A 17,950-nucleotide genomic window follows, 5' to 3' on the forward strand; every position below is an offset into this window, starting at 1 on the left:
AAAAAATTGTACTTGCGTCCACTTTCTATTTTGATTACTATAATCGTAGTAACCAAAATAGAAAGCGTGGGGAAAGACTTGAATTTTCGTGTGTATATTTTAGCTATCGCGGCTTTCGTAGTCGGAACGGTTGAGCTAATTATAGGAGGAACGCTCGATTTAGTTGCCAATGATTTAGGCGTATCTATTAGTGCAGCTGGTCAGCTAATAACAATATTTTCAGTAGTATTTGCTTTATCGGGTCCGGTTTTATTAGCTTTAACCGGGAAGTTTGAAAGAAAGAAATTGTATATTGGGGCATTATCGATTTTCTTAATCGGAAATATCATTTCAGCATGTAGTGTGAATTACGGGATGTTAATGTTCTCAAGGGTTATTTGTGCAGCGAGTGGCTCGCTTATTATTGCACTGTCAGTAACACTTGCTTCTAGCGTTGTAGAACCGCATTTTCGTGCGCGTGCAATTGGAATCATTTTCATGGGGATTAGTGGGTCACTTGTACTTGGGGTACCACTTGGTCTTGTACTTGGAAATGCATATGGATGGCGTGCACCATTTGTATTAATTTCGGTATTAACAGTTATGGCAATCGCTTGTATTTCATTATTCTTAACGAAAGTACCACCGACATCAGTGTTATCGATAAGAGAGCAAATCGCTACGTTAAAAGATAAAAAAATCGTCAGTGCACAGTTAACGTCATTTTTATTTTTAACGGGTCATTTAACACTATATGCATATTTAACACCTTTCTTAAAAGATATCATGCATGTTGAAGCGAATTGGATTAGTGTATTTTACTTCATTTTCGGAATCGCAGCAGTAATTGGAGGCGGCTTCGGAGGCTGGCTTGCGGATAAATGGGGATCAAAGAAAAGTATTATCTCAATTATTATCATATTTGCGTTTGCGATCTTCCTATTGCCAATGATGACATTCTCATTCCCACTGTTCATTATTATGATGGGACTTTGGAGTATGCTGAGCTGGGCTATTTCGCCAGCACAACAAAATTATTTAATTGAAATTGCACCAGAATCGGCTGGTATTCAGCAAAGTTTAAATAATTCTGCCCTTCACTTAGGAATTGCGCTCGGTTCAACAGTAGGCGGAGTTGTTATTGAAAAATCATCTGTTATATATAATGCTTGGGTAGGAGGCGGCTTTATTATACTAGCGCTGCTTTGTGCGATTTTCTCGATTACGAGAGGACGTTCTACTCAGTTCGCGAAAGAAGAATCTATCGTTTGATAGGTTCTTTTTTCATTTGTAAAATTTTGCAGGTTTTAGTGGGTATATGGAGAAAGTTGTATGTAGCGAGGTGATGGAGAAATGATGTTTAACTTCTCGATATTCGGTGTAATACTTGCACTATTACCGATAGTTGTAGTTGTTTTTGTATTAGGATGGATTCGTTGCATCTATCAAAACTCTGAGAAGCAAGTGGAGCAAAATGAGAAAATCATTGAGCTGTTGATGGAGATAAAGGAAAAAGATAAGTAATATGTATTCGTTTGAAATTTGTTTCTCGTAAGTTAAAAAGGCACTTATAAAGTGTCTTTTTTATTATGTTTGAAAATTGAAAACATGTAATATTTATTTGTCAATAGTAGCAGGAGAGCAAACAATTTTAAAGTTGCTTATTACTGTGAAACTTTCTCAACAATTCGACAAGATACTACAAAAAAACCACCTATTCTCTTTTTTTTACTATAAGTACAATGAAACAGTAAGATTGCTTCATGTAGAAATTTATATATGGTGGTGGAGAGAATGAAACGAAAGATGGTAGGAAAATGGTTTAGTTTTTTAAGTGCTCTTATTATTTTGTTAGGAATTGCAATGCCACAAGTAAAGGCAGAAGTAATGAACAGAGAAACATATAAAATGGATTGGAGCTATAGTAATTCGAAACAGCGTGAAATAAAGACAGAAATAATTAAAACGGCTTCGGGTAGTATTGCGTATTGTTTAACGCCTGATTTACGTTCACCCAATGGGGACGATTTGCCTGAGATGGGGAAAACATCTGATGCCGTATATCGTATTTTATTAAATGGATATCCTCAAAAAAGCCCATCTGAATTAGGTGTAGCGACAACGGAAGAAGCGCATTATGCTACACAATTAGCAGTATGGATTGCAGCAAATGAATTAACGGAAGAAGATTTAGTTGCAAAAAATGAACGTGTACATAATCTTATGAAGCGTTTAGTAGAGGCTTCAAAAAAAGAAACTGGATCACAAGATGTATTCTTTAAAGTTAATCTTGTAGATCCACAAACTGCTACACAAAAAGGAGATTATTTAGAAACAGGATTTTATGCAGTACAAACAAATGCGGTATCTGGCTCTTATACAATTCTTCCTGAAAATGCTCCTAAAGGGCTTCGAATTGTAAATGAAAATGGAGAAGAGAAAAGCATATTATCAATTAACGAAAAATTCAAAATCTTAATCCCGAAAGATACGAGTAGTGGTAATTTTAAAATGAAAGTGAAGTCTACGTTAACAAATTTACAAGCGATAGCTTTTAAAGGGTCAGAAAAAGTTCAAAATACAACGGTATTGTTACAAAGAAATAGTGAGAAAATCAGTACAGATTTAGTTGTAAATTGGGAATCAGTAGGCTCTTTAAAGATTATGAAATTAGGAGAAAAAAAGGAATTATTAAAAGGAGCGGTGTTTGAAGTTTCTAATGAAAACTTTAAACAAAATGTTACCACTAATGATAAGGGGATTGCGGAGTTAGGTAATCTTCCAATCGGTATATATAGTGTCAAAGAAATTCAAGCGCCAGCTGGATATGTGTTAGACGGAAGTGTTAAAAAAATTGAAGTGAAAACTGGTGAAACAGCTGTATTAGAGCTGAAAAATGAAAATGTAAAAGGTGAATTAGAAATAACGAAAGTAGATGTAGCGGATGGAAATACGAAGTTACCGAATACAGAATTTACAATCTACAACGAACAAGGGAAAGAAGTAGTAAAAGGGAAAACGGATGAAAAAGGTGTAGCGAAATTTAAATTACCATACGGAAAGTACACGTATAAAGAAACAATCGCGCCAAATGGATATGTAATAAATGAAGAGACATTCGTATTTGAAATAAAAGAGAATGGAGAAATTATTAAACATATCGTTCAAGATAAGAAGGTAGAAGGCGAGTTAGAAATAACGAAAGTAGATGTAGCGGATGGAAATACGAAGTTACCGAATGCAGAATTTACAATCTACAACGAACAAGGGAAAGAAGTAGTAAAAGGGAAAACGGATGAAAAAGGTATAGCGAAATTCAAATTACCATACGGAAAGTACACGTATAAAGAAACAATCGCGCCAAATGGATATGTAATAAATGAAGAGACGTTCGCATTTGAAATAAAAGAGAATGGAGAAATTATTAAACATATCGTTCAAGATAAGAAGGTAGAAGGCGAGTTAGAAATAACGAAAGTAGATGTAGCGGATGGGAATACGAAGTTACCAAATGCAGAATTTACAATCTACAACGAACAAGGGAAAGAAGTAGTAAAAGGGAAAACGGATGAAAAAGGTGTAGCGAAATTTAAACTACCATACGGAAAGTACACGTATAAAGAAACAATCGCGCCAAATGGATATGTAATAAATGAAGAGACGTTCGCATTTGAAATAAAAGAGGACGGAGAAATTATTAAACATATTGTGAAAAATAAGAAAGAAGAAAAGGCATCGCTTCCTTCTAAGCCAAATAAGCCAACACCGAATGGGGAAGTGAAACCTTCTGCTGATGTGAAGCCGGTACAACAAGCTAATATTCATAATGAAGTGAGTTTGCCAGCTACTGGCGGCGTCGGCAATGAATTTACGGCTTTATTCGTTTTAGGAATTGGTTTTATTATTGCTGGTGCTTATGTGTTAAGGATGAAAAATAGAAAAGAAATGTAGAAAAAAAACGCCTTGTAATAAGGGCGTTTTTTTAGTATCTCAACTTCATCAACAAACTCTTAATTTCCTCATCTTCCATAAATAGATCATGGTGTTTCTGGGTAATCTTTGCAAGTGCAACGTCATGATAGAAAAATTCTGTAAAGAACTTCACGAAAGGTTGTGACATTGTTTTCATTGCTTGCCATGACTCTTGCTCTACACCAGCAAATAAAATTTCACGGTCGTCAACGATGAGCAGTAAGTATCGCTCTAGCGCGTTAGGCTCTTCGGCTGGGATTAGAAAATGCATGTTTTCTAAGTCTGTTTCTACTTTTCCAACGATAAGGGACTCGGTTTTGACGCCTTGTTTTGCCTTTTCTTCTAATAAAGGAAGATATTCTAAAAGGGTATCATTCCAAGCTGAAATGCGAATTGATTCTTTTGCACTTTCGATGAGTTCTTTACTTTGAACTCGAATAGAAGATTGCATTTTTAAGCTCCACACACGGTCATCTGTAAATGATTTTTTTGATATATTCGTTTCCAATTCTTCAATATTTGATTGAAACTCTGTCGTTAATTTTTCAATTGCTAGCTTGAGTGGTAATGCTGTATACAGCTTTTTCTTTTCTGAAACAGAATCCATTACCATTCCTTTATCGATTAGGCGTGCAAGCACTTCATATATTTTGGCTTTTGGAACACCAGAATGCTTCACAATCGTTGTAGCATCTAATGGTTCGTTGCTCGATACGACAACTTCGTAAGCTTGGCTTTCATATTGTGAGAAACCGAATTTTTGTAACATAGTTCCCTCCGAACGAATGAGATTGTATAGCTTAAGGATAATGAACTATTTGTTTTTACACAAGTGGTTGTAAGTTTTCTACTCAGATTGGGAGGAGAATTAATTTCAATTTTTTAATTTTATCCATTATACTTAATATAGTGATTAATACGATTACAATACAACATGAAGGGTAACTAACTGTTACGATTTATTTAACCAATTATAACGAAAGTTAATTAAATATATCAGTAAGCCCTGCTAGTCAAGTGATTGGCTAGTAGTGAGGGTTAACTGCGGGCAATCCCTAAAGCTGGTTGAACTACAACGTGGCTAGAAATGGCGAGCGTGAATGTTGCGAAAGCAGAAAAAATCAATCAGATGGTGCAAGGTTAAATCCTAAACATTAGAACAATGGGTCTTCCGCATCGAATCATCTAAGTTAAAATTGATAAGATGAACGTTCAACGACTATCTCGTATAACTGACGAGAGTACACCACAAGCCTATGGTGGTGGAAAAATCCTCTATCTCTAAGGAGATAAACATATAGTCTGCGCTCATGTGAAAACATGAGAAGTTCATAAGAGAACTGGCTAAGGAATTGCGCCCTTAGTTGAACAAGATAAATTTTATTAAATCTATCAAACTTCATTGAAAATATCGAACGTACGTGCTATGTTGGATTCAATGAGGTGAGAATAATAATGAAATTTTCACGAGTTAGTCAAGTATCAGAATTAACAGGTTTGCATCCGAGTAGTCTAAGGAGAATGCTGGTGGAACACGCTACGATTCAGAAGAACAAATCTTTCATTAAAGGAGTTACATTCTGATGATATTGGCGAAGAAAGTCAGACTGATTCCAACGCCTGAACAAGAACAAGTGCTTAGAAACCATGCTGGAGCTGCAAGATTCGCTTATAACTATTGTAAAAGAATGAGTGATAGATACTATAAGCTATTTGGAAAATCTGTTTCACAGTTAGCTTTACAGAAACGATTTACAAAGATCAAGAAGCGAAAGAAATATGAGTGGTTAAAAGACATCAATGCACAAGTTCCTAAACAGGCTTCAAAAGATTTTGATACGGCGAGAAAATATGCGTTCAAAAAGTACAAAAATGGTTCTCACACTTCTTATAAATCCAAAAAAGATTTAATCCAAGGATTTTATGCCAATTATGAAAGACTGACTATAGGAAAGAAAGTAGTTCATATTCAGTCCATTGGAGAAGTGAAAACAAGCCAACAACTACCAAGAAACAAAAAACCATCCAATCCAAGAGTTACCTTTGATGGTCGTCACTGGTGGATTAGTGTAGGATTCCAAGAAGACTTTGAATTACAAGAACTAACGAATGAGTCGATTGGTGTGGATGTTGGTTTAAAAGAGCTTTTTGTAGCTTCTAATGGTATGAAAGAACGAAATATAAACAAAGATGCCAAGGTTAAAAAACTTTTGAAAAGGAAAAAGTCAGCACAAAGAGATATGTCTAGGAGATTTAAAAAAGGTGCAAAAATTCAATCTGCCGGATATGAAAAAGCGAAAGCTGAGCACCTGCGGTTATCTAGGAAAATTACGAATATCCGAAATAACCATATCCATCAAGCAACAGCTAAATTGGTGAAAACCAAACCAATGAGGATTGTTGTGGAAGACTTATCTATCTCAAACCTGTTAAAAAACAAAAAGCTATCGAAAGCATTTTCATTCCAAAAATTAAACTTCTTCTTTCAATGTTTATCATACAAGTGCGAGAAGTATGGCATTGCGTATGTAAAAGCTGATAAATGGTTCGCCTCAAGCAAGATTTGTTCATGTTGTGGCATGAAATACGACCATTCAGTTCAACCAGAAGGACAGTGGAGTTTAAAAATACGTGAGTGGCCTTGTGCTTCATGCAATAGCCATCACGATAGGGATGTAAATGCGTCGACAAATTTATCAAGATGGGTAAAATAAATGCTTGATAATAGGAGGTAACGATACTGCCTCGTGTGGAGTGTTATACCCCTCGTCCCTTCGGGGTTGCGAGAACACGATGAAGCACTAACTTGTGTAAATTTGATTGAATTATATAGATTTAGTTAAGTTTATCGTATCGGGATGCTTGGGGGAAGATGTTGAGAAGTTTACGTTTAAAAATTGCGGTAGTATTTTCGGTTCTTATTTCTATGATGTTTGTAATATTAGGTACAGCTATGTATCAATTACAGAAAGAGAAGGAAGTGCGCTCCTTAGACCAGTATTCTCAAAATACGATGGATCTTGTGACAGAGCAACTTACGACATTTGTTCAAAGAACGGATGAAGATATGGGGTATTATGCGAGCAGTGAGATGATTCGTAATATGCTTCAAGATGGAGTTACTCCAGAAGAGGAAGCATTTTTGACGAAAGAGTTTTCGGAGTATAAAAAGAATCATCCTGGCATTTTAGACTTATATATTGGTACGAAAGATAAAAAAACATTAAGTGCCAATCTTGCTGAAGGTGGACAAGTGCCAGAAGGATATGACCCAACGACAAGACCTTGGTATAAAGACTCAGAAGCTGATGTGAAAAAGGTTCACTGGGGACAACCTATGTATGAAATTGCTACAGGTAAGCTAAGTGTGGGAGTGTCTAAAGCAATTACAGCTCAAGATGGATCTGTATTAGGTGTTGTAGCGATGGATGTATCACTTGGAACAATTCAGAAGTTACTTCATAATATTCAATACAATAACGGCGGAGAAATGTTTATTATAAATGATAAAAATATGGCTCTTGTTTACCCAGAGAAAATCGGGAAAGATGTTTCGAAAGAGCCACTTGTGAAGAGTTTAAATAAAGAGGTAACAAAATATGCTGTCACTACATTAAAAGGTGAAGATGTAGTTGTTTATAGTCAGTCATTTGATTTGATGAAATGGAAGATAGGAATTTTTTATCCGAAAGAAACGATTGATGGGCTATTAAATAGTACGAGAAATACAGTCATTATAATGGCATGTATTAGCTTATTCGTTGGAATCGCAGCTTCATATTTGTTCTCAAGAAGATTAGCAAGACCACTGCAACTATTAACGAATCACGTTCAAAAAGTAGCAGAAGGTGATTTAACGTTACGAATGAAAGTGACAAGTAAGGACGAAGTTGGAGAACTGACGAACCATTTTAATCATATGGTTGAGCAAATGAATGAGATGGTAAGTAAAATTAAAAATAGTGTATCAACAGTGCAACAATCAACGAGCAATCTACATTATTTAACGAATGAAACTGTAGCAGCTAGTAGAGAAGTATCAGGTGCAATGGATGATGTGAGCGGAGGAGCTTCTACGCTTGCTAATAGTGTAGATGAAGTTTCAGAGCAGCTCAAGAATATGGCGCAGTCAGTGGAACAAATGAATAACTCTGTTGGTGAAATAAAAGGAGTGGCTGGCAAAGCTGAAGAGGCATCTAAGCAAGGATTAAATACGATGCGGAATTTAGTTCGTACAAGGGGCCAATCATCTTCGATTGTTGTTCATACAGAGGAAGCATCCGGAAAGTTAGAGCAAAGAGTTGGATCGATTCAAAATGTTGTAGAGCTTATAAAGGGTATTTCGGATCAAACGAATTTACTTGCTTTAAATGCATCGATTGAAGCGGCGCGTGCAGGTGAACAAGGTAAAGGGTTTGCTGTTGTTGCTGAAGAAGTTCGAAAGTTAGCAGAACAATCGAAAGAGGCGACAGGAGAAATCACAACAATGATTGGTGATGTACAAGTAGAGGTAAAACGAGTTGTAGAAGTTGTAAGTAAATTAAAAGATATTGCGGATGTGCAAAATAACGTTACGACAGAGGCAGAGGCGGAATTCCGTACAATTATGTCTGTTGTAAATACGATTAGTACTTCAGTGGAACAAATTGTCGAAGAGGTACATAATATTGGTCACGAGCAAGGAGAAATTACAACGGTAATGCATACAATTGCTAGTACGAGTCAAGAAAGCGCAGCTGTTTCTGAAGAAGTAAATGCTGCAACTGAATCTCAAGTGGATCATCTAGAAAAGGTAGCTCATACGATGGAAAGTTTGACGGAGCATATGAGAGACTTAGAAAGATTAGTTGAGCAGTTTAAAATAGAGGAATAACAAATTAGTAAAATGACGAGTATTTCGGTAAAATAGAGAATGGATATATAAGAAGCAAGTATAGGAGGAAGACTACTATGGCAATTGTTGACGTATCGATTATTCCAGTAGGAACGGGTAATCCAAGTGTTAGTGAATATGTAGCAGAAGTACAAAAGGTGCTAGAGAAAAATGCAGATCGCGTGAAGTATCAATTAACACCAATGAATACAGTTATTGAAGGAGATCTTCCTGTCATTCTAGAAGTAATTCAACAAATGCATGAAGTTCCATATACGAAAGGTGCACAGCGCGTTGCAACAACAATTCGTATCGATGATCGTCGTGATAAAGTAAGCACAATGGAGAAAAAATTAAACTCTGTTCGATCAAAATTATAAGAAAAAGCAGCGATTTCCGCTGCTTTTTTCATATAGGAGGTAAATAAGATGAATGAAAAGTTTAACGAACAATTTGACGGGTTGTTAGAGAAATACACGGAACTATTACTGGGAGAGAGCAATGAAGAGAGAAAAGAACAGGTGCAGAAGTGGGCACTTTATTCTTATATTGCCAAGACGATGCCAGCTTTAGTGAAGCATTGGAATGAGACGTATCCAGATGCGAAAGAAGAGATGGTGAAGCTAATTACGGACATTAAAAAAATGAATGAAGAGAAGAGAAATGAGCAGTGAGAAAACTTGAGGTGAATGTTACATCAAGTTTTCTTTATTAATATCCTCATATAATTTACATGGAATATAAAGGGTTTTATAAGCATGTCGAATATTTTCGACATGCTTATTTTGTGCCTAGTAAACTCGTTTTTTCTAAATGTCGAAAAATATTTCCTGCATATTTATAAGCGAGAATATAGGGTTTTAAATGTTTTTATAGTATTTTATAAATTATCTAAATAATTATTTGTATCCAATAATTTTAAACAATGATATAATTTTGAAGAGGGGTAAAAAACAGATAAATCAAGTCATAGGGGTGAATTACATGGAACAATTAATGCGAAATTCGTTTCTTTTCTTATCTAAAAATAAAGCGCTAACAAAACTGGCTAAAAAGTACGGTTTACGCTTTGGTGCAGGTCGCTTCGTCGCAGGGGAGACGATTGAATTAGCGACAGCAGCTATTCAGGCATTAAACAAGCAAGGTCTTTGTGTAACAATCGATTATTTAGGGGAATTCGTTGATAATGAAGCGGAAGCAAATGAAATGGCTACCCAATCGATTGAAGCAATCCGTGCAATTGGAAGAGAAGGTCTTGATTCGCAGCTTTCTTTAAAAATGACTTCTATGGGATTAGACATCTCTGATGAAATCGTAATGAACAATATGCGCCGCATTTTAGAAGCTGCAAAAGAAAATGGTGTGTTTGTTACAATTGATATGGAAGACTATACACGCTGCGGAAAGACAATTGATATCTTTAAACAGTTAAAATCTGAATACGATAATATTGGTACTGTTATTCAAGCTTACCTATATCGTACAGAAAAAGATATTGAGGACTTAAATGCTTACAATCCTAATTTACGTCTTGTAAAAGGTGCTTATAAGGAACCCGAAGAAGTGGCGTTCCCGGACAAGAAAGATGTAGATGACAATTATAAAAAAATTATTAAAATGCACTTATTAAATGGAAATTATACTGCAATTGCTTCACATGACGAAGCGATTATTGAATATACGAAAAAACTTGCCGAAGAACACAACATTCCAAGAGACCAATTTGAATTCCAAATGTTATATGGTATTCGTAATGAGCGTCAACTTGAGCTAGTAAAAGAAGGTTACAAAATGCGTGTTTATGTACCTTATGGAAACGACTGGTATGGCTACTTCATGCGTCGTCTAGCAGAGCGTCCAGCAAACGTTGCGTTCGTATTAAAAGGTATGGTTAAAAAATAACCAAGGAGAAAATACTCCTTGGTTATTTTAATTGCTGAAAGGCGTAATGTGCCATTTTCTTCGTATCAGGATATAGTTGCGCGCGAGTAGAAGATAATACAACATTAATGACGCGTTTACCGTCTTTTTCATCCACTGTTACGACCGTATATTTTCCGAGTGCTGATAGACCACTTTTACTTCCAATTGCATATGGATCGTCATATAGTTCTTCTCGTCCATAGTTTGCGATTTTTGGAGAGCGTTCTGAAGTATGTAGAGTTGTACGTGTTGAATTCATATATTCTAGAACAACTGGGTACTTTAATGCTTCTTTCGTAATCATAGCAATGTCATAAGGTGATACTTTATTTCCGAGTGCATCAGCACCACTTGCGTTTTTGAAAGTCGCATGCTTTGTACCAAGTTCCTTCGCTCTAGCATTCATCATTTTTACAAATTCATTTTTTGATCCTGCGATATGTTCTGCGATGGATTCAGCTATTGGATCTGCACTAATGATAAGCATCAGTTTTAATGCCTCATCTCGTTTTAACTTTTCCCCAGCACGAAGTTTAATTTTTTTACTTTGACTCTCTGTTTTAATTGCGTTCTCTGTAATAGTAATTTCTTCATCTTCTTTTACGTTCTCTAGTAAGAGAAGGGTTGTCATCATTTTGGCTATACTAGCCGGATAAGACCGCTCGTCTTCACGTTTCCCATACAAAATTTCACCTGTGTCTGCATCGATTGTAATTCCGTATTGCCCAGTAATGCTAGGTTGATCGGCTCTTACAGCTTGTTGTCTTTGTGCGTAAGAGAAAAAAATCATCCCTGTAAATAGTGTGGCAATCATTACAATCATAACTATTGTTCGTTTCATCATCGTTCCCTCTTTTGTTTTCCATATGTACAAATAAATTGGGCAGAAAAAGCAGCCATTACCCATTATGCCACGTTTTCTGCCCAAAAATATACCGTTATTTTTCGCCCATATTATGCTTCTTATATTGTTGGTTATTACCTTGACGGCCCTTTTCCACACCGTGATTATGCGGACCTGCATTTCCAGTTACGCTTGCTGCGCTAATTCCAGCTTTTGAAGGGTTCTTCTTAAGTTTTGCCATATATATTCCTCCAGTTTCGTCAGATTATAAAAAGGAAAAGTGTATTTAAGTGAAGAAAATACATATATATAGCATGGGCAAATAAAAGAAAAATATTTATTTCTGAAAATTTTATCAATAAATATATTGCGAAAATTCAAACTGTATCATATATTTATTAGTAGAGGCTCACTCATTGATTGCGACTTATGTCGAAAAATTGAATGAGCATTCATTCAAGAATAGGGGGAGAATTGGATGTTCCAAATTAAAAAGGCTGCTGTTCTAGGTTCAGGCGTAATGGGTTCAGGGATTGCGGCACACTTAGCTAATATTGGTATTCCGACATTATTGCTTGATATTGTACCACCTGCGCTAACAAAAGAAGAGGAAGCGAAGGGACTTACATTAGAACATAAAAGTGTGAGAAATCGTTTTAGTAATACGGCTGTGCAAAAACTATTAAAGCAAAAACCAGCTCCTCTGACAGTGAAAGGAAATCTAGCACTGATTGAAGCAGGTAACTTAGAAGATGATCTTGAGCGTCTAGCTGATGTAGATTGGATTATTGAAGTAGTAGTTGAAAACTTAGATATTAAAAAGAAACTATTTGAAAAAGTAGATGCTGTTCGTAAACCGGGTTCTATTGTAAGCTCGAATACGTCAGGCATTTCAGTAGAAAAAATGGCAGAAGGTCGTTCAGACGACTTCCAGAAGCACTTCTTAGGCACACACTTTTTTAACCCACCACGATATTTAAAACTTCTAGAGGTAATACCGACGAAAGAAACAGATCCACAAGTATTAAGCTTCATGAAACTATTTGGCGAAGACGTTCTTGGAAAAGGCGTTGTTATCGCAAAAGACACACCAAACTTTATTGGAAACCGCATCGGTACGTACGGTTTATTAGTAACTCTTCAAGAGATGATAAAACGCGGCTATAGCATTGGGGAAGTTGATTCTGTAACAGGCCCACTTATTGGCCGTCCGAAGAGCGCAACGTTCCGTACATTAGATGTTGTTGGTTTAGATACATTCGTACACGTTGCAAATAACGTATATGAAAACGTACAAGAAGAAGAGCGTGATGTATTTAAAGTACCAGCTTTCATGCATGACATGCTTGATAAAAAATGGCTTGGAAGTAAAACAGGTCAAGGCTTCTTCTTAAAACAAGGAAAAGAAATTTTAGAATTGAATCCTGAAACGATGGAATACGAAGCTCGCAAAAAATTAAAAGCTGCATCTATCGAGTTAAGTAAACAAGAAAAAGGTTTATCGAATAAATTGAAAGCGCTTGTATACGCGAAAGACCGCGCAGGAGAGTTGTTATGGAACATCATCACACCGACTCTTTTATACTCTGCAAAACTTCATAAAGAAATTGCTGACGATATCGTTGCAATTGACCAAGCGATGAAGTGGGGCTTCGGCTGGGAGCAAGGACCATTTGAAGTTTGGGATGCAATTGGCGTTGAAAAGTCCGTTCAAAAGATGGAAGAAAACGGCGTAGTTGTTCCGACTTGGGTGAAAGAAATGTTAGAGAAAGGTTTCACTACTTTCTACAAACATGATAACGGAGATAGCTACTATTACGATAATGGCGAATATAAGCGAATCGAACGTAATAAAAAGGCAATTTCCCTTAAACAATTAAAAGCGAAAAATGGCGTATTAAAGAAAAATAGCGGAGCGAGCTTAATCGATTTAGGTGACGGCATCCTTTGCTTAGAATTCCATTCGAAGAGCAATGCAATCGGTATGGATATTACGCAAATGATTAACTACGCTGTTGATGAAGTAGAGAAGAATTATAAAGGTCTTGTTATCGGTAACCAATCGAAGAACTTCTGCGTTGGTGCGAACCTAGCGATGATCTTAATGGAAGCACAAGATGACAACTACTTTGAAATCGAGTTAGTTGTTAAAAACTTCCAAGATGCGATGACGAAAATTAAGTACTCTTCTAAGCCAGTTGTAGCAGCACCATACGGTATGACGCTTGGCGGAGGTACAGAAGTTTGCTTACCAGCAGCTAGCATTCAAGCTTCTAGCGAAACGTATATGGGCTTAGTAGAAGTTGGGGTTGGCTTAATCCCTGGCGGAGGCGGTAATAAAGAGCTATACATTAAACACTTAAATAAAATGCCAAACGGTGTAGAGTTTGATCTGCAAAAAGTTGCGAATAAAGTATTCGAATCTGTAGCGATGGCGAAAGTTTCTACATCAGCACAAGAAGCTGTATCGAACAACTTCTTAGGCGATAAAGACGGTATTAGTGTGAATGGTGATCATTTACTATATGATGCGAAACAAAAAGCACTTGCTTTATATGAAGCTGGCTATAAAGCACCGATCCGTAAAAAGATACCAGTTGTTGGTGAAACAGGATATGCAACTCTTGTACTTGGTGCAGAAGCAATGCATTTATCAGGTTACATTTCTGAACATGATCTTCACATTGCGAAGAAACTTGCATATGTCATTGCGGGCGGAAAAGTGCCGTACGGAACAGAAGTTGATGAGCAGTATTTATTAGATGTAGAACGTGAAGCATTTATTAGCTTAGTAAGTGAGATGAAATCACAAGCAAGAATGCAGCACATGCTTGTAAAAGGAAAGCCATTACGTAACTAATAACGAGGGGAGATATCGTTCATGAGAGAAGCTGTCATTGTTGCGGGAGCAAGAACACCAATTGGAAAAGCAAAGAGGGGTTCATTAAAAACAGTTCGTCCTGACGATCTAGGGGCATTAGTAGTAAAGGAAACGTTAAAGCGTGCGAATTATGAAGGACCAATCGACGATTTAATTTTCGGTTGTGCGATGCCAGAAGCAGAGCAAGGCTTGAACATGGCTCGTAATATCGGCGGACTAGCAGGACTTTCTTACGATGTTCCAGCTATTACGATTAACCGTTACTGTTCTTCAGGTTTACAAAGTATCGCTTACGGAGCAGAGCGCATTATGCTTGGTCACTCGGAAGCTGTATTATCAGGCGGAGCGGAATCAATGAGTTTAGTTCCGATGATGGGACACGTTGTTCGTCCGAATAGTCGCCTTGTAGAAGCAGCTCCAGAATATTATATGGGTATGGGACATACAGCAGAGCAAGTTGCTGTGAAATATGGAATTTCTCGTGAAGAGCAAGATGCATTTGCAGTAAGAAGTCATCAACGTGCTGCGAAAGCATTAGCTGCAGGGAACTTTGCTGATGAAACAGTATCTGTAGATGTAACGTTACGTACTGTTGGATCAAATAACAAACTGCAAGAAGAAACAATCATTTTCGCACAAGACGAAGGTGTAAGAGCAGAAACGTCGCTAGACATTTTAGGTAAATTACGTCCAGCATTTAACGTTCGCGGTTCTGTAACAGCTGGTAACTCTTCACAAATGAGTGACGGTGCAGCATCTGTACTATTAATGGATCGTGAAAAAGCAGTGAGTGATGGTATGAAGCCACTTGCGAAATTCCGTTCATTTGCAGTAGCTGGCGTACCACCAGAAGTAATGGGAATCGGTCCAATCGCTGCAATTCCAAAGGCGTTAAAATTAGCTGGTTTAGAGCTATCTGATATTGGCCTATTCGAACTAAATGAAGCATTCGCTTCTCAATCAATCCAAGTTATTCGTGAACTTGGTTTAGATGAAGAAAAAGTAAACGTAAACGGCGGTGCAATCGCACTTGGACATCCACTTGGCTGTACAGGAGCAAAACTAACACTATCTCTTATTCACGAAATGAAACGCCGCAACCAACAATTCGGTATCGTAACAATGTGTATCGGCGGCGGAATGGGAGCAGCGGGAGTGTTTGAATTACTATAAAAAAAGTGGAAGCGGCTCGCTCAGAATGTGAGGGGGATGGAGCTTCAGACGTAGAGGCGCTCTTTGCCTCGCAGGAAGAAGCGAAGCCACCGAACATTCTAGCCGCTGGAACTGGATTGAAAAAAGTGCAGGTGGCTTGCTCAGAACAAGAGGGCGTTGGAAGCCCTGACGAAGAGGCGCTTTTTGCCTCACAGGAAGGGGTGAAACGACCGACTGTTCTAGCCACCGGAACTGGATTGAAAAAAAGTGCAGGTGGCTCGCTCAGAACGAGACGACGCTAAAGAAAAGAATGGAAGCGACAAAGGTTTATAAAAAATAAAATTGAGAGCCAGCTTCTTTCAAAATGAGAGAAGCGGCTTATGAAAATATGAAGGAGGAAATTTTCATGGAAAAAACAGTAGGAAATGCGGTTAAAGGCGGTAGCTTTTTAGTTGATGAGATTACGATTGATCAAGTGTTTACGCCAGAGGATTTTTCATCTGAGCATAAAATGATTGCAAAAACGACAGAGGACTTTATTGTGAATGAAGTTCTTCCAGAGCTTGAATATTTAGAGCAACACGAGTTTGATCGTTCTGTTCGTCTTTTAAAAGAAGCTGGGGAACTTGGTTTATTAGGCGCTGACGTACCAGAAGAGTACGGCGGAATTGGTCTTGATAAAGTAAGCTCAGCGTTAATCGCAGAGAAATTCTCTCGCGCTGGTGGCTTTGCAATTACTCACGGTGCTCACGTAGGTATCGGATCTTTACCAATCGTGTTATTCGGTAACGAAGAGCAAAAGAAAAAGTATTTACCATTACTTGCAACTGGTGAAAAATTAGCTGCATACGCATTAACAGAGCCAGGTTCAGGATCTGACGCATTAGGCGCAAAAACAACTGCACGTTTAAATGCAGAAGGTACACATTACGTATTAAACGGTGAAAAACAATGGATTACAAACTCTGCATTTGCTGATGTATTTATCGTATACGCAAAAATTGATGGAGAGCACTTCTCAGCATTTATCGTAGAGAAAGAGTATGCTGGCGTATCTACAAGCCCAGAAGAAAAGAAAATGGGTATTAAATGTTCATCAACTCGTACTTTAATTTTAGAAGATGCATTAGTACCGAAAGAAAACTTACTTGGTGAAATCGGTAAAGGTCATATTATCGCGTTCAACATTTTAAATATCGGCCGTTATAAATTAGGTGTTGGTACAGTTGGATCTGCGAAACGTGCAGTAGAAATTTCAGCACAATATGCAAACCAACGTCAACAGTTCAAACAACCAATCGCTCGATTCCCATTAATTCAAGAGAAACTTGCGAATATGGCAGCGAAAACATATGCAGCTGAAAGCTCTGTATATCGTACAGTAGGTCTATTCGAAAGCCGCATGAGCACATTATCTGAAGAAGAAGTAAAAGACGGTAAAGCAGTAGCAGCTTCTATCGCTGAATATGCAATCGAGTGTTCTTTAAATAAAGTATTCGGTTCTGAAGTACTAGATTATACAGTAGATGAAGGTGTTCAAATTCATGGTGGTTACGGATTTATGGCAGAGTACGAGATTGAAAGAATGTACCGTGACTCTCGTATTAACCGTATTTTCGAAGGAACGAACGAAATTAACCGCCTAATCGTACCAGGTACGTTCTTACGTAAAGCGATGAAAGGTGAATTACCGCTTCTTCAAAAAGCACAAAAATTACAAGAAGAGTTAATGATGATGATGCCAGAAGAAGTAGGCGATGAGCCATTAGCACTTCAAAAATATTTAGTAACTAACGCGAAAAAAATCGGCTTAATGGTAGCTGGATTAGCAGCTCAAAAATACGGTAAAGCACTAGATAAAGAGCAAGAAATTCTTGTGAATATCGCTGACATCGTAAGCAACCTATACGCAATGGAGTCTGCTGTTCTTCGTACAGAAAAAGCAATTAAAACAACTGGCCTTGAAAAGAATAAACAAAAAGTGTTATACACTGAAGTATTCTGCCAAGAAGCATTCAACGAAATCGAAGCAGATGCGAAAGAAACACTTATCGCAGTTGAAAACGGCGACATGCTGCGCATGATGTTATCATCATTACGTAAATTAACTCGCCACACACCACTTAACGTAATTCCGAAGAAACGTGAGATCGCTGCGAAAATTTTAGAAGATGAGCGTTACACAGTTTAATACCTTTAAATAACAGTAGTCGTATAAACGACTACTGTTATTTTTTTTGAAAAAAAGAAATTTTTAGTGACATAAAACTAATGACATTAGTATAATAAAACTAATGGTATTAGTTTTCGTGAAAAGGGAGATGGA

General features: G+C 37.3%; 15 protein-coding genes. 12 read left to right on the top strand and 3 right to left on the bottom strand.

The window, feature by feature from the left end; translation table 11 throughout:
• The first annotated feature begins 6 nt into the window (after positions 1-6).
• The 3 genes from QCI44_RS02245 to QCI44_RS02255 all read left to right on the top strand — a co-directional run bounded on the left by QCI44_RS02245 (position 7) and on the right by QCI44_RS02255 (position 3,930).
• Complete coding sequence (locus QCI44_RS02245; RefSeq protein ID WP_353810990.1) at positions 7-1,251, top strand: MFS transporter; 1,245 nt, start codon at positions 7-9, stop codon at positions 1,249-1,251.
• An 81-nt stretch (positions 1,252-1,332) separates the two neighbouring features.
• Positions 1,333-1,503, top strand: a complete 171-nt coding sequence (locus tag QCI44_RS02250; protein ID WP_016085674.1) for a hypothetical protein — start codon at positions 1,333-1,335, stop codon at positions 1,501-1,503.
• A 270-nt stretch (positions 1,504-1,773) separates the two neighbouring features.
• Positions 1,774-3,930 (top strand): SpaA isopeptide-forming pilin-related protein, encoded by a 2,157-nt coding sequence (locus tag QCI44_RS02255; protein ID WP_116349179.1) that lies wholly within the window; start codon positions 1,774-1,776, stop codon positions 3,928-3,930.
• 31 nt (positions 3,931-3,961) lie between these two features.
• Here QCI44_RS02255 and QCI44_RS02260 read toward each other — a convergent pair whose 3' ends face one another.
• Positions 3,962-4,720: a TrmB family transcriptional regulator gene (locus tag QCI44_RS02260; protein WP_016085676.1), complete on the bottom strand. Its 759-nt coding sequence runs from the start codon at positions 4,718-4,720 to the stop codon at positions 3,962-3,964.
• Positions 4,721-5,406: 686 nt separating this feature from the next.
• On the opposite strand from QCI44_RS02260, the gene QCI44_RS02265 reads away from it, so the two are divergent.
• The 6 genes from QCI44_RS02265 (at position 5,407) to QCI44_RS02290 (ending at position 10,726) form a co-directional block, all read left to right on the top strand.
• Complete coding sequence (locus tag QCI44_RS02265) at positions 5,407-5,535, top strand: hypothetical protein (protein ID WP_000672785.1); 129 nt, start codon at positions 5,407-5,409, stop codon at positions 5,533-5,535.
• Positions 5,535-6,665, top strand: a complete 1,131-nt coding sequence (locus QCI44_RS02270; RefSeq protein ID WP_353810991.1) for an RNA-guided endonuclease InsQ/TnpB family protein — start codon at positions 5,535-5,537, stop codon at positions 6,663-6,665. The genes QCI44_RS02265 and QCI44_RS02270 overlap by 1 nt, the downstream gene beginning before the upstream one ends.
• Before the next feature lie 158 nt (positions 6,666-6,823).
• Positions 6,824-8,824 (top strand): methyl-accepting chemotaxis protein, encoded by a 2,001-nt coding sequence (locus QCI44_RS02275; protein ID WP_088084558.1) that lies wholly within the window; start codon positions 6,824-6,826, stop codon positions 8,822-8,824.
• A 77-nt stretch (positions 8,825-8,901) separates the two neighbouring features.
• Positions 8,902-9,204, top strand: coding sequence for an MTH1187 family thiamine-binding protein (locus QCI44_RS02280; protein ID WP_001018862.1), 303 nt, complete (start codon positions 8,902-8,904; stop codon positions 9,202-9,204).
• A 48-nt stretch (positions 9,205-9,252) separates the two neighbouring features.
• Complete coding sequence (locus tag QCI44_RS02285) at positions 9,253-9,498, top strand: YusU family protein (protein ID WP_016085678.1); 246 nt, start codon at positions 9,253-9,255, stop codon at positions 9,496-9,498.
• Between the two features lie 310 nt (positions 9,499-9,808).
• Entirely contained in the window at positions 9,809-10,726 is a 918-nt protein-coding gene (locus QCI44_RS02290) for a proline dehydrogenase family protein (protein ID WP_016085679.1), read from the top strand.
• Positions 10,727-10,748: 22 nt separating this feature from the next.
• Here the strand turns inward: QCI44_RS02290 and QCI44_RS02295 are convergent, their stop codons facing one another.
• Both QCI44_RS02295 and QCI44_RS02300 read right to left on the bottom strand, forming a co-directional pair.
• Positions 10,749-11,588 (bottom strand): D-alanyl-D-alanine carboxypeptidase family protein, encoded by an 840-nt coding sequence (locus QCI44_RS02295; RefSeq protein ID WP_033659965.1) that lies wholly within the window; start codon positions 11,586-11,588, stop codon positions 10,749-10,751.
• Between the two features lie 97 nt (positions 11,589-11,685).
• Complete coding sequence (locus QCI44_RS02300) at positions 11,686-11,832, bottom strand: YuzL family protein (protein WP_001096344.1); 147 nt, start codon at positions 11,830-11,832, stop codon at positions 11,686-11,688.
• Positions 11,833-12,069: 237 nt separating this feature from the next.
• Between QCI44_RS02300 and QCI44_RS02305 the strand changes: the two genes are divergently transcribed.
• From QCI44_RS02305 to QCI44_RS02315, 3 genes are all read left to right on the top strand, one after another.
• Entirely contained in the window at positions 12,070-14,451 is a 2,382-nt protein-coding gene (locus QCI44_RS02305; protein WP_016085681.1) for a 3-hydroxyacyl-CoA dehydrogenase/enoyl-CoA hydratase family protein, read from the top strand.
• Positions 14,452-14,472: 21 nt separating this feature from the next.
• On the top strand, positions 14,473-15,645 hold the full coding sequence (locus tag QCI44_RS02310; RefSeq protein ID WP_001206340.1) for an acetyl-CoA C-acetyltransferase: 1,173 nt from the start codon (positions 14,473-14,475) through the stop codon (positions 15,643-15,645).
• A gap of 385 nt (positions 15,646-16,030) precedes the next feature.
• Complete coding sequence (locus QCI44_RS02315; protein WP_000416287.1) at positions 16,031-17,815, top strand: acyl-CoA dehydrogenase family protein; 1,785 nt, start codon at positions 16,031-16,033, stop codon at positions 17,813-17,815.
• The last annotated feature ends 135 nt before the right edge of the window (positions 17,816-17,950 follow it).

Origin of the sequence: Bacillus cereus group sp. RP37 (assembly GCF_040459695.1) — a bacterium.
In the GTDB taxonomy this organism is placed as follows: Bacteria; Bacillota; Bacilli; order Bacillales; family Bacillaceae_G; genus Bacillus_A.